The organism is Janthinobacterium sp. 61 (assembly GCF_002846335.1).
GTDB lineage: Bacteria > Pseudomonadota > Gammaproteobacteria > Burkholderiales > Burkholderiaceae_D > Janthinobacterium.
Genome location: NZ_PJMQ01000001.1, coordinates 3,387,667 through 3,400,084 on the forward strand (window position 1 = coordinate 3,387,667; position 12,418 = coordinate 3,400,084).

The 12,418-nt window shown below is 62.7% G+C and carries 14 protein-coding genes; 13 read left to right on the forward strand and 1 reads right to left on the reverse strand.

Going from position 1 to position 12,418, the window contains the following annotated elements; all coding sequences use genetic code 11:
- Positions 1-144: 144 nt before the first annotated feature.
- The 13 genes from CLU92_RS15445 (at position 145) to CLU92_RS15505 (ending at position 11,843) form a co-directional block, all read left to right on the forward strand.
- Positions 145-870 (forward strand): YebC/PmpR family DNA-binding transcriptional regulator, encoded by a 726-nt coding sequence (locus CLU92_RS15445; RefSeq protein WP_101482600.1) that lies wholly within the window; start codon positions 145-147, stop codon positions 868-870.
- Positions 871-930: 60 nt separating this feature from the next.
- Positions 931-2,199, forward strand: coding sequence for a phosphoribosylamine--glycine ligase (purD, locus tag CLU92_RS15450; protein ID WP_101482601.1), 1,269 nt, complete (start codon positions 931-933; stop codon positions 2,197-2,199).
- Between the two features lie 438 nt (positions 2,200-2,637).
- Positions 2,638-3,921 carry a hypothetical protein gene (locus CLU92_RS15455; protein ID WP_143452611.1) on the forward strand — a complete coding sequence of 428 codons (1,284 nt, stop codon included), beginning with the start codon at positions 2,638-2,640 and terminating at the stop codon, positions 3,919-3,921.
- A 4-nt stretch (positions 3,922-3,925) separates the two neighbouring features.
- Positions 3,926-4,570: a hypothetical protein gene (locus CLU92_RS15460; protein ID WP_101482603.1), complete on the forward strand. Its 645-nt coding sequence runs from the start codon at positions 3,926-3,928 to the stop codon at positions 4,568-4,570.
- Positions 4,567-5,370, forward strand: a complete 804-nt coding sequence (locus CLU92_RS15465; RefSeq protein ID WP_101482604.1) for a hypothetical protein — start codon at positions 4,567-4,569, stop codon at positions 5,368-5,370. The genes CLU92_RS15460 and CLU92_RS15465 overlap by 4 nt, the downstream gene beginning before the upstream one ends.
- A 101-nt stretch (positions 5,371-5,471) precedes the next feature.
- Complete coding sequence (gene hemF / locus CLU92_RS15470; protein ID WP_101482605.1) at positions 5,472-6,386, forward strand: oxygen-dependent coproporphyrinogen oxidase; 915 nt, start codon at positions 5,472-5,474, stop codon at positions 6,384-6,386.
- Between the two features lie 20 nt (positions 6,387-6,406).
- Positions 6,407-7,054, forward strand: a complete 648-nt coding sequence (gene nadD / locus CLU92_RS15475) for a nicotinate (nicotinamide) nucleotide adenylyltransferase (RefSeq protein ID WP_257561095.1) — start codon at positions 6,407-6,409, stop codon at positions 7,052-7,054.
- Positions 7,055-7,744, forward strand: coding sequence for a ribosome silencing factor (gene rsfS, locus CLU92_RS15480; RefSeq protein ID WP_101482607.1), 690 nt, complete (start codon positions 7,055-7,057; stop codon positions 7,742-7,744).
- A 6-nt stretch (positions 7,745-7,750) separates the two neighbouring features.
- Positions 7,751-8,221 (forward strand): 23S rRNA (pseudouridine(1915)-N(3))-methyltransferase RlmH, encoded by a 471-nt coding sequence (gene rlmH, locus CLU92_RS15485; protein WP_034747108.1) that lies wholly within the window; start codon positions 7,751-7,753, stop codon positions 8,219-8,221.
- Between the two features lie 7 nt (positions 8,222-8,228).
- Positions 8,229-8,849, forward strand: coding sequence for a nucleoside triphosphate pyrophosphatase (locus tag CLU92_RS15490; RefSeq protein ID WP_101482608.1), 621 nt, complete (start codon positions 8,229-8,231; stop codon positions 8,847-8,849).
- Between the two features lie 42 nt (positions 8,850-8,891).
- On the forward strand, positions 8,892-10,355 hold the full coding sequence (gene rng, locus CLU92_RS15495) for a ribonuclease G (RefSeq protein WP_034747098.1): 1,464 nt from the start codon (positions 8,892-8,894) through the stop codon (positions 10,353-10,355).
- 2 nt (positions 10,356-10,357) lie between these two features.
- Positions 10,358-11,140 carry an AraC family transcriptional regulator gene (locus CLU92_RS15500; protein ID WP_101482609.1) on the forward strand — a complete coding sequence of 261 codons (783 nt, stop codon included), beginning with the start codon at positions 10,358-10,360 and terminating at the stop codon, positions 11,138-11,140.
- Between the two features lie 79 nt (positions 11,141-11,219).
- Positions 11,220-11,843, forward strand: a complete 624-nt coding sequence (locus CLU92_RS15505; RefSeq protein ID WP_101482610.1) for a LysE family translocator — start codon at positions 11,220-11,222, stop codon at positions 11,841-11,843.
- 4 nt (positions 11,844-11,847) lie between these two features.
- Here the strand turns inward: CLU92_RS15505 and CLU92_RS15510 are convergent, their stop codons facing one another.
- Positions 11,848-12,387 carry a hypothetical protein gene (locus CLU92_RS15510; RefSeq protein ID WP_243857947.1) on the reverse strand — a complete coding sequence of 180 codons (540 nt, stop codon included), beginning with the start codon at positions 12,385-12,387 and terminating at the stop codon, positions 11,848-11,850.
- Positions 12,388-12,418 lie beyond the last annotated feature (31 nt).

Genomic DNA, 12,418 nt, shown 5'->3' on the forward strand with positions numbered 1-12,418 from the left:
AGTGGTGGGATGATGCATAACATGAAAGCGCGTCACTTTAACAACAAAATGTGTCGGCTTGATGACGGGGCCATGCCGCTTCGCAGGGGGGCAATATGCTAAAATGTCGGCCACAATTGAACACCCGTCTAAGGAAGATTCGACATGGCAGGACATAGCAAATGGGCCAATATCAAGCATAAAAAGGCTGCCACCGATGCCAAGCGCGGCAAAATCTGGACGCGCCTGATCAAGGAAATCACGGTCGCGGCCCGCATGGGCGGCGCCGATATCGCGGCCAATCCGCGCCTGCGCCTGGCGGTCGACAAGGCGGCCGACGCGAACATGCCGAAAGACAACGTCCAGCGCGCAATCAACCGCGGCAGCGGCGGCGTCGATGGCGCCAACTACGAAGAAGTGCGCTACGAAGGCTACGGCGTGGGCGGCGCGGCCGTCATCGTTGAATGCATGACCGACAACAAGGTCCGCACGGTGGCCGAAGTGCGCAACGCCTTCAACAAGAATGGCGGCAACATGGGCAATGAAGGCTCCGTCGCCTTCATGTTCCAGCACTGCGGCCAGTTGCTGTTCGCGCCGGGCACCGATGAAGACAAGCTGATGGAAGCAGCCCTGGAAGCGGGTGCCGACGACGTCATCGCCGACGAGGAAGGCGGCTTCGAAGTGCTGACCCCCGTGCACGATTTCGCCACCGTCAAGGAAGCGCTGGAAGCGGCCGGCTTCAAGGCCGAAGTGGCCGAAGTCATCATGAAGCCGGCAACGGAAACCGTGTATGCGGGCGACGACGCCATCAAGATGCAAAAACTGATCGATGCGCTGGAACTGCTGGACGACGTCCAGGAAGTCTTCACCAATGCATTGATAGAGAATTAATCACTTCGCACACAAGGGCGGCACCGCCGCCCTGCAACCCACACTGAACGAACGGTCCCTATGAAAATTCTGGTAGTCGGCTCTGGCGGCCGCGAACACGCCCTGGCCTGGAAACTGGCCCAGTCCGAACGCATACAGATGGTGTATGTCGCGCCGGGCAACGGCGGCACCGCGCGCGATGCGCGCCTGGTCAATCTCGATATCAGCGATCCGCAATTGCTGGCCGACTTCGTTCAGCAAGAACACATCGGCCTCACGGTCGTCGGTCCGGAAGTGCCACTGGCGGCGGGCATTGTCAACCTGTTCCGCTCGCGCGGCCTGAAAATCTTCGGCCCGACGAAAGAAGCGGCGCAGCTGGAGTCGTCGAAAGACTTCGCCAAGGCCTTCATGCAGCGCCACGGCATCCCGACAGCCGCCTACCAGACGTTCTCTGACGTCGCGCCAGCGCATGCCTACATCGATGCCATGGGTGCACCGATCGTCATCAAGGCCGACGGCCTGGCCGCCGGCAAGGGCGTCGTCGTTGCCATGACCCTCGAAGAAGCGCATCAGGCAGTTGACATGATGCTGTCTGACAACCAGTTCGGCGACGCAGGCGCACGCATCGTCATCGAGGAATTCCTCGCCGGCGAAGAAGCCAGCTTCATCGTCATGTGCGACGGCAAGAACATCCTGCCGCTGGCCACCAGCCAGGACCATAAACGCCTGAAGGATCACGACCAGGGCCCGAACACGGGCGGCATGGGCGCGTACTCGCCGGCACCGATCGTCACGCCGGCCATGCATGCGCGCGTCATGCGCGAGATCATCGTGCCGACCATCCAGGGCATGGCCAAGGATGGCATCACGTTCACGGGCTTCCTGTATGCGGGCCTGATGATCGACGACAAGGGCACGCCGAAGACCCTGGAATTCAACTGCCGCATGGGCGACCCGGAAACGCAGCCCATCATGGCGCGCCTGAAAACCGACCTGGTCACCGTCATGGAACATGCCGTGAACGGCACGCTCGACGCGGTGGAACTGGAATGGGACCGCCGCACGGCTGTCGGCGTCGTCATGGCTGCCGCCGGCTACCCGGACGATCCCGTCAAGGGCACGCCGATCGGCGACATCCCGGCCGAAACGGCCGACTCCGTCACCTTCCATGCGGGCACCCGCATCGAGGGCGAGCGCCTGGTCACCAACGGCGGCCGCGTGCTGTGCGTGGTGGGCCTGGGCGACAGCATCAAGATGGCGCAGAAGCAGGCGTATGAAACCGTGGAAAAAATCCATTTCGACGGCGCGCAGTACCGCCGCGACATCGGCTGGCGCGGTTTGAAGCATTGATCACCCCGTAGTGATCACACGGCGGGCCGGCGCGGAATCATCCGCCCCGGCCCGTTTTCATTTTGATTGTCATTGCCCTTCCCTCTCCTTGACCACTGCTGCCGGCCTTGCCGCACCCGATAAGGATGCCCCGCTGAGTCCCCTGATCTGGCTGATCCTCGCTGCCGGCCTCGCCTGATACTGGTTCAGCAGCTATGCCTGGCCGGAAAGAACCCTAGGCTGCCAGACCACCTTGCCTGGCATGGCGGCTTTGCGCAGCAGGACCAGCCCATCGGGCGCGAGGCGGTGAAATGGCAAGAACTGGCCAGTAATACCGCAGTTCAGGACAGAACTGGATCAGGCACAGATTCAATAGTGCGCTAGGGAAAGGAGATTGCATTGTAAAGTTTATCATCTTGGTTCCTGATCAACCCCCTCCCGATGACAAGCAATCTACCTGTGTCCCCGCATACTTCTGTCGAGGCGCTGCATTTGCTGAAGCTGCTCACGCGCCGCCAGCGCGAGCAGGCGCTGGCGCATCCCGATTTGCCACAGCTCGCCATCGGTACGCCGCTACCCGACACCTTGATGTGGTTGTACCGGCGCCAGATCGTTACGTCCGAGGATGTGACAAGCCTGTCCTTGAGCGTGGCGCGCCACTTCAGCGGCGACGAGCTGGCGCTGCGTTTGTCGATATTGCAGCAGCTGGTGGAAGTGCTCAATCGCGTATCGCTCGATCATCTGCGTGACGACATGCTGATCACGCCGGAGCTGTACCAGCGGGCACTGGCACACCTGCCCGGCGACGTTTTGCTGCCCACGCCGGGCGAGGCGCTGAACTGGATGCTGCATGTGGGACTGCTGCCGCGCGCAGAATTCAAGTCCATGGCCCGGCGCATCGAGTCCGGCGGCAGTGATGAGGCAAAGCGCGTGATCCAGCATGCGCAAGGGCGCCAGGATGAACATAAAAAGGCGGTACGCGGCGTGATACTCGATGGCTTGTTTCCCGGTTCGCGCCTGACCTGGGTAATCGTCGCGCCGCTGGCACTGGCCGGCATGGCCTGGTACCTGCTCAGCGGCAATTCTGTGCCCGAGTGCGACTCCACCAACACGATCACCACCGTGACACGCATGCTCAACAAGGCGGCGCCGGAAGGCACGGGCAAAGCAAGCCTGCACGACGTGAAAGAAGCGGGTTACGCCTCGAAACAAAATATCCGTGGCTGCCTGGCCACGATAGCACTCGATGGCGAGAAGATGGACTATGCCTATACCGTCGCGCGCGACGACAGCGGCAGCAAGAGCCGCATCAGCTATGTGGGCGCGCAACCGTTACTGGTCCAGGCGCGCTTTGGCAACATCCAGGATGGCGACTTTGCCCAGCAAGCCAAGCCCCTGGGACGCGAGGCGATGGAAAAAGCGTTTCGCGCCGGCATGGATGGTGCGCGCATCATGCCCCAGCCACGGCAAGCGTTTTCGCTGACGCGATCGATGGAGCGCACGCGCGAAATCGCCGAAATCGAACCGCTGGCGCCATGCAAGGAAATCTCGCCGGGCGTATATTCCTGCCGCCTGCTGATCGAACGCAATGACGCCGTGCTGAGCATGCTCAACGGCGGATCGGCGGTCATGCTGGAAGGCGACTTCACCTTCCAGCGCAGCAGCGAAGAAAGCACCGGCAAGGGCTGGTCGGTGACGCCGCAATTTGCCGGCGAACTGCGCCAGGCCAAAGTAAAAGAGTAAGTCCATGCATATCGAACCACCTCACGCATCGCTGGGCCAGCTGCACCAGCTTGGCCTGATCACCGCACAGGAACTGGACGAGGCCAATTCGGAACGCAATGCCGCCGCCCATGAGCGCCTGCACCCGCCCGAGGATCCGGTCGACATGCCGGAACTGGCGCAGGACGCCGATCTGGTCAGCACCCTGGGCTGGCTGCTGCTCACCGATCTGCTGCCCAAAAATGACTTCGACAAGCGCGTGGCCAGACTGCCACCCCGGCAACAGGCGCTGGCAGCTGAGGGGGTGCGGCACTACAACCGCCGCGAGGTCGACGCCCTGTACGAACTCGATTTGCTGAACCAGTTCCAGCGCGATGCGGCACACGCGGCGGTGCCAGCCGACCGCATGTTCTATTCAGCATGGATCGCCATGCGCTGGCTGGTGGTCAACGGCGTCCTGCCGACGCCGCAGTTCGAGGCGCTCGAAGAGCGGGTGCGCACACACGGCAGCGAACTGGCGCGCGAAATCATGCAAGCGGCCAGGCTGCGGCACGGCCACGACATTATTCCTTACAAGCGCCCGCCGGCATGGAAAGGCGCCTTGATCGTGCTGGGCATGATACTGGTGATGTCGGTGATTTACGGCGCCGTCACAGGATGGCTAGCATGAGCAGCGATCCGCGCCTCAAGCCGCTCGGCGAACTCCAGCATCTGGGCCTGATCAACAGTGACGAATACGACGACACGCTGGCCGAGCTGCAAATCATCGAACTGCAGCGAGCGCACAATGCCGCCGAAGACATCGATGTACCCGAACTGGCGATGACTGCGGACCAGGTCAAGACGCTGGCTTGGCTACTGAGCACGGAACTGGTGCCCGAGGACCGTTTTTTCGAGATGCTGCGCAAGCTGCCCGTCGGTGACCAGCGCCGGCAACTGGCCACCGCAGCGCTGCAGCAGGTGAACCGCGAGGCGGTCGACACGCTGTACGACGAAAACGTGATCAACCAGTGGCAGCGCGACGCTTTTCATGACTGCTTGCCGGACGACTGCCTGACCGCCTCGCCCGTGGCGGCCTTGCGCCATATGCTGAAACAGGGCACCTTGTCGCAGCAGGATTACCAGACGATGCGAACGCGCGTGCGTTCGCATGGCTCGGCACTGGCACGCGTGATCGTCGACGCCGCCGGCAAACCGCCGACCCGGTATGGCCGGCGCGCAGCGCGCGCCTTGCACGTGATGCTGGTGGCGGCCACGCTGGTGATGCTGATGGTCGTGGCGGTTGCGGGGCAGTTGTGGTTCAAGCGCGAGCAGCCAGCGCCGGCCGCGCAGCCGGCCGACACGGTCGAACGCACGGACTTGCAGCAGCGCGCCGCGGACGTCGTCGAAGGTGCCCGCCAGCCGGGCGCGGATGCGCCCCAGTTCGAGGTGCAGCTGATACAGGGCAAGGCGCCGCCAACCAGGCCCTGAATCCTCGACAGCAAGCCCATCGCCGGTTTTGCTATCACAAAAATCCGTTACAGGGTACAATCCGTCCTTACTTTTTTATTCCGGCCTCGTCGGCCCACGCGATGTCGTCAACTCCCTCTCCTTCGGCCGTCAAGGCGTATTTGCTCGATTTGCAAAGCCGTATCGTGCAGGCGCTCGAAGCGCAGGATGGCAAGCCTTTTCTGACCGATACCTGGCAACGTCCCGAGGGCGGTGGCGGCATTTCGCGGCTGATCGAGGAAGGCAATGTGTTCGAGCGTGGCGGCGTGAATTTTTCGCACGTCACCGGCGCCGCACTGCCGCCATCGGCCGCGGCCGCGCGCCCTGAATTGGGTGGCAAGGCATGGGAAGCAATGGGCGTGTCGCTGGTGCTGCATCCGCGTAATCCCTACGCACCAACGGTGCACATGAACGTGCGCTTTTTCAGCACGGTGAATGCCGATGGCGCCCCCGTATGGTGGTTCGGCGGCGGCATGGACCTGACGCCGTACTACGGCGACGCGGGCGACGTGAAGCACTTTCACCAGGTGTGCCATGATGCGCTGGCGCCGTTTGGCGCGGAGCTGCATCCGAAGTTCAAGCAGTGGTGCGACGATTATTTCTACCTGAAACACCGGCGCGAAGCGCGCGGCGCCGGTGGCATCTTCTTCGACGACTTCAATGCCCTGGGCTTTGACAACAGCTTTGCGATGCTGCGCAGCGCCGGCGATGCCTTCATCGACGCCTATGTGCCGATCCTGGCACGGCGCAAGGACACGCCCTACGGCGAACGCGAACGCGATTTCCAATGCTACCGGCGCGGACGCTATGTCGAGTTCAACCTGGTGTTCGACCGCGGCACCCTGTTCGGGCTGCAATCGGGCGGACGCACCGAGGCGATCCTGATGTCGATGCCGCCCGTGGTCAAGTGGCGTTACGACTGGCACCCGGAAGAGGGCAGTCCCGAAGCGGCGTTGTATACTGACTTCCTCGTGCATCGCGACTGGCTGCAGGCGTGAAGGAAAGTGGTACGGCATGCGTGGCGCTACTCGGTGGCAGCTACGACCCGGTGCATATGGGCCATGTCGCGCTGGGCACGCATTTTTCCTGCCTGCTGCACGCCGATGAACTGCGCGTGATTCCGGCCGGCGCGCCCTGGCAAAAGGGTAACTTGGGCGCCAGCGGCCAGCAGCGCGCCGAGATGGCCAGCCTGGCGTTTGCCGGCCTGCCCCTGCCGGTCGTGGTCGACCGCCAGGAAATCGAGCGCAGCGAACATGGCCAGGCCAGCTACACCATCGATACCTTGCGCCAGGTACGCGCCGAGCTGGGAGCGCGCGCTTCCATCGTTTTCCTGATGGGCGCCGACCAGCTGCAGCGGCTCGCGACTTGGCGCGAATGGCAGCAATTATTTGAATACGCGCATATCTGCGTCGCGGCCCGCCCCGGCTTCGCGCTGAATGACACCGCAGTGCCGCAAGTGGTCGCCGAAGAATTTTCGCGCCGCCTGGGGTCACTGGAAAGCATCCGCAACACGCCGCACGGTCTGACTTATCTGGCACAGGACTTCGCGGTGGATATCTCCGCCACCGAAATACGTGCGGCATTACAACGGGGGAATCGGGCAAACTCGCTTGTTTCCCCGCTAGTGCTAGACTATATTGAACAACACAATTTATACAAAAGCTAAATGGACATCAAAAAACTGCAAACTCTCGTCGTTGACGCCCTTGAAGACGTCAAAGGCCAAGACATCGCCGTATTCGAAACGAGTCACCTGACCAGCCTGTTCGACCGCATCGCGATCGTCTCCGGCACCTCGAACCGTCAAACCAAGGCGCTGGCCGCCTCGGTACGCGACAAGGTCAAGGACGCCGGCGGCCAAATCATCGGCATGGAAGGCGAGGAAACGGGTGAATGGGTGCTCGTCGATCTGGGCGACATGATCGTTCACATCATGCAAGCGCCTATCCGCGCTTACTACCGTCTGGAAGAAATCTGGGGCGACACCCCGGTCAAGCTGGGTGCCGCCAAGCGCGCGCCGAAAAAAGCGGCCGGCGACGAGCCGAAAAAGGTCAGCGGCCATCTGGCAGCGAGCAAGGCCAATGTGGAAGCTTCGCCCGTGATCGAGAAAAAGACACCGGCCAAGAAAGCCACGGCAGCCACCGCCGCCAAGAAAGCCCCGGCGAAAAAAGCCGCCGCTTCCAAAGCCGTCGGCAAGACCGTGAAAGTCGCGCCTACCAAGACCGAAGCAGCTGCAGTGAAAGCCTTGAAAGCACTGCCAGAGAAAAAAGTGCGCGCCCCACGCGCGGCCAAGCCGGCAGCCGACGCGGCACCGGCAAAAACCGTGATCAAGCGTATCAAAAAAGTCGAAGCGTAAGCCTCGATGCAGCTCATCATCGCTGCAGTCGGCCATAAAATGCCGGCCTGGATAGAGACGGGCTTCGCGGAATACGCGAAGCGCATGCCGCCGGAACTGCGCATCGTGCTGAAAGAAATCAAGCCGGTGGAACGTTCCGGCAGCAAGACCGCCGCCACGGCGATGGCGCTGGAACGCGAACGCATCGAAGCCGTCCTTCCCAAGGGCGTGCGCATCATCGCCCTCGACGAACGCGGCAAGGACCTGACCAGCGTCGGCCTGTCGCAGCAATTGATGGCGTGGCAGCAGGATGGCCGTGATACGGCCTTCCTGATCGGCGGCGCCGACGGCCTCGATCCGCAACTCAAGGCGCGTGCCGAAGGCATGCTGCGCATTTCCAGCATGACCCTGCCGCACGGCGTGGTGCGCGTGATCCTTGCCGAGCAGTTGTACCGCGCCTGGTCGATCACGCAAAACCACCCCTATCACCGCGTCTGAACTCCCCATGAAAACGGCTGATCACAAGATCTACCTTGCTTCCAAAAGTCCGCGCCGGCGCGAACTGCTGCGCCAGATCGGCATCGATTTCGAATTGCTGCTGCTGCGCAGCGACGGCCCGCGCGGCGCCGACGTCACCGAGGAAGTCCTCGCTGGCGAATCGGCGCTCGACTATGTCGCCCGCGTGTCGAATGAAAAAGCCGCCTTTGCCTGGGACCTGGTGCGCCGCCGCCACCTGACCCCGCGCCCCGTGCTGGCAGCTGACACCACCGTCACCATCGATGGCGTCATCCTCGGCAAACCGGCCGACCGGGCTGAAGCCGTGGCGATGCTGCAGCAACTGTCGGGCCGCACGCACCAGGTGCTCACCTCGATCGCCGTGCACTACAAGGACTTCGCCGAGCAGCGCACGCAGGTGTCGCAAGTGCGCTTCGGCGCGTTGACGCCCGCCGCCATCGCCGCGTATTGCGCCACGCCAGAACCGTACGACAAGGCCGGCGGCTACGGCATCCAGGGCAGCGCAGCGCTGTTTGTCGAGCATATCGAAGGCAGCCATTCCGGCATCATGGGCCTGCCCCTGTACGAAACTGCACAGTTGCTAAGGCTGGCGGGTTTGCCCCTGCCCTGATCCCGGGTATGATGTCATTCGTTGCCTCCACTTCCCGCCTCCATGAACGAAGACATCCTGATCAATATCACGCCGCAAGAAACGCGCGTCGCCCTCATCCTGCAGGGCGCCGTGCAGGAATTGCACATCGAGCGCACGCTCACGCGCGGCCTGGCTGGCAATGTGTATTCCGGCAAAGTGGTGCGGGTGTTACCAGGAATGCAATCTGCGTTCATCGACATCGGCCTGGAGCGCGCCGCCTTTTTACACGTGGCCGACATCTGGGAAGCGCGCGGCCACGATGGCCAGAACGCGACACCGGCGCCGATCGAAAAAATCCTGTTCGACGGCCAGGTGCTGACGGTTCAGGTGATCAAGGACCCGATCGGCACCAAGGGGGCGCGCCTGTCGACGCAGATTTCCATCGCCGGGCGCATGCTGGTGTACCTGCCGCAAGACAAGCACATCGGTATCTCGCAGAAAATCGAAAAGGAAGCGGAGCGCGAGCAATTGCGCGTGCGTCTGCAAAGCCTGCTGCCGCCCGATGAAAAGGGCGGCTACATCGTGCGCACCATGGCCGAGGACGCTTCTGACGCGGACCTGAAGGCGGACGTCGACTACCTGCGCAAGACCTGGAGCACCATCACACACGGCGCGCGCACGCGTCCCGCCACCAGCCTGCTGCACCAGGACTTGAGCCTGGCGCAGCGCGTGCTGCGCGACTTCGTCGGCGATGAAACGGCCACCATCCAGGTCGACTCGCGCGAAAATTATGTGAAATTACGCGAATTCGCGGAAATCTACACACCCAGCGAACTGACGCGTTTGCAGCACTACACGGGCGAGCGCCCCCTATTCGATTTATATGGCGTGGAAGAAGAAATCCTGCGCGCGCTGGGGCGCAGAGTCGACCTGAAATCGGGCGGCTACCTGATCGTCGACCAGACGGAAGCGATGACCACCATTGACGTCAACACGGGTGGCTTTGTGGGCGGGCGCAATTTTGCCGACACCATCTTCAAGACCAACCTGGAAGCAGCGCACGCCATCGCGCGCCAGCTGCGCCTGCGCAACCTGGGCGGCATCATCATCCTCGACTTCATCGACATGGACAACGCCGAGCACCGCAACGCCGTGCTGGCCGAGCTGAAACGCACACTGTCGCGCGACCGCACCAAGGTGTCGGTGAGCAATTTCTCGCCGCTGGGCCTGGTGGAAATGACGCGCAAGCGCACGCGCGAGTCGCTGGCCCACATCCTGTGCGAACCGTGCCCAGCCTGCGCCGGCAAGGGTCAAGTCAAGACCTCTCGCACGATCTGCTATGAAATCCTGCGCGAACTGTTGCGCGAGGCAAAACAGTTCAACCCGCGCGAGTTCCGCATCCTCGCGTCACAGGAAGTGGTCGATCTATTCCTGGAGGAAGAATCGCAGCACCTGGCCATGCTGGGCGACTTCATCGGCAAGAAGATTTCGCTGCAGGTGGAAAACGCCTACCACCAGGAGCAGTACGACGTCATTTTGATGTAGTCATGCCCGGCACTGCTTCCTTCTGGCGCGACCCGTTTTTACCCCATGTGGAGAGCCGGCGCGCCTGCCACAGCCGGGCGTGCTACAAGCCCCACAGCCATCCCACATTTTCCATCGGCGCCGTCGACGCGGGCGCCAGCGTATTCACGGGCAGCCATGGCCGCCAGAGCGCTCTCAGCGCCGGCAGCCTGGTGCTGGTACCAGCCGGCTGCGTACACGCCTGCAATCCCCTGCCTGACACCCTCTGGAGCTACCAGATGCTGCATCTCGATGCAGTATGGCTACAGGGCAAGGTGCCGCAGCTGTGCATGGACAACGCCAGCGTGCTGCATGCTCCCGTCCTGTACGCGCAATTCTGCAGCATGAATGCGCTGCTGTTTTCCAGCGCCGGCACGCACGCGAAAAACGCCGCACTGCTGGCATTCCTGCACGCTTGCGTCAACGCCAGCGAGACGACGCCCCTTCCCTCCGGGATGGCAGTCATACCTGCACAGCTGCGCCCCGTCCTGCAGCGACTCCAGGGGCAGCCGCCGGCCAGCCTGGAACACCTGTCGCAACTGGCTGGCATGAGCCGCTACCAGCTGATCCGCGCCTTCCGTGCCGCCACCGGCATGACGCCGCATGCGTATCAGCTGAACCTGAGCGTGAACCGCGCGCGCCATCGCTTGCATGCAGGCGTGGCGCTGGCCGATATCGCCTGTGAACTCGGCTTTGCGGATCAGAGCCATCTGCAGCGCGTCTTCAAGGCGCATGCGGGCACCACCCCAGGGCGCTATCGCGGCTGAAGCGCCTGCAATTTTCTTCAATACAGGCTGTAGCCAGCCCCTGCATACTCGCGCATCGCCATTGCCGGAGCCGACTTACATGCAGGATTTCTTCTTTATCGCCGCCGCCCACTTCCTGGCCCTGCTGTCGCCCGGTCCCGATTTTTTCCTCGTCGCCCGCAGCGCGCTGGCGCAGGGCTGGCGCGGCGCGGTGGGCGCCTGTGTCGGCATTACGCTGGCCAATGGTGTGTTTATCGTCGCAGCGTTTGGCGGCTTGTCGGTGCTGCAAGCGGACAGCAAAACCTTTGTTATGGTGCAACTGGCGGGTTGTGGCTATCTTTTCTACCTGGGCTGGCTGTTCCTGCGCCATGCAGGCAAGGGCAGCCTGGAAGCCGTGTCTGCCGCCGGCAAGGCGCACTGGCGCGGCGGTGTTGTGATGGGGTTTGTCTGCGCCATCCTGAACCCGAAGAATGCGCTGTTCTATGTCAGCCTGGCCACCGTGCTGGCCAGCAGGCAGACGAGCCACGGTGCGATGGTGGCGTATGGCGCCTGGATGGTCTTTGCCGTACTGGCGTGGGATATGGCGGTGGCGCTGGCGATCGGCAGCGCCACGCTGCGCCAGCGCTTTGCGCGCGCGCTACCGCTGCTGGAACGGTTATCTGGCGTCATGCTGATCGTGCTGGCGGTGGCGCTGCTGGCGAATATCGCCAGCAGCAGCGTCTGACGGGTCAGGCGGGCAGCGGGTCCAGATAAAACACGGCATACACTTTCAAGGGCGTGGTTTCCGTCGCCTTTTCCGAGCGCACGACGGAGCAGTCGTCGGCGGCCATGCTGCGCCAGTTCTGGATGCCGGCCTTGGCAAACATGGCGTGGGCCGGGGCATTCGCGGCCAGGTCCAGCACCAGGCAGGCGTTGCGCGGGCCGGCGCCGTAGTTGACGGCGCGGATCTCGATGCCGAAGGTCGTCATCCATGGTTCCCACAGACCTTTTTCCTTGCCAGCGGCAATACGGTCCAGCATTTCGCCAAACGTCAGGCCTTTCTTGACGGTATCGCGCAGTGCTTGTAACGACGGCGCCAAGCGCGGGTCAGGCTGCTTGTTGCCGGCGCGGATCTCGGCGATCGCTTTCAATTCCTTGATGATGGCCGCGTCGCGCTCCGTGTAGTCGCGCATGCGTGCGTAAAACTCGGCGTCCAGGAAGGGATTGACGGTCAGCTTGACGGCGCCCTCTTCGCGGCGTTTGGGGGAAGGCGTGGTGGTTTTGGTCATGGCGATGGAGGGCAAAATACGTTGAGGGGCG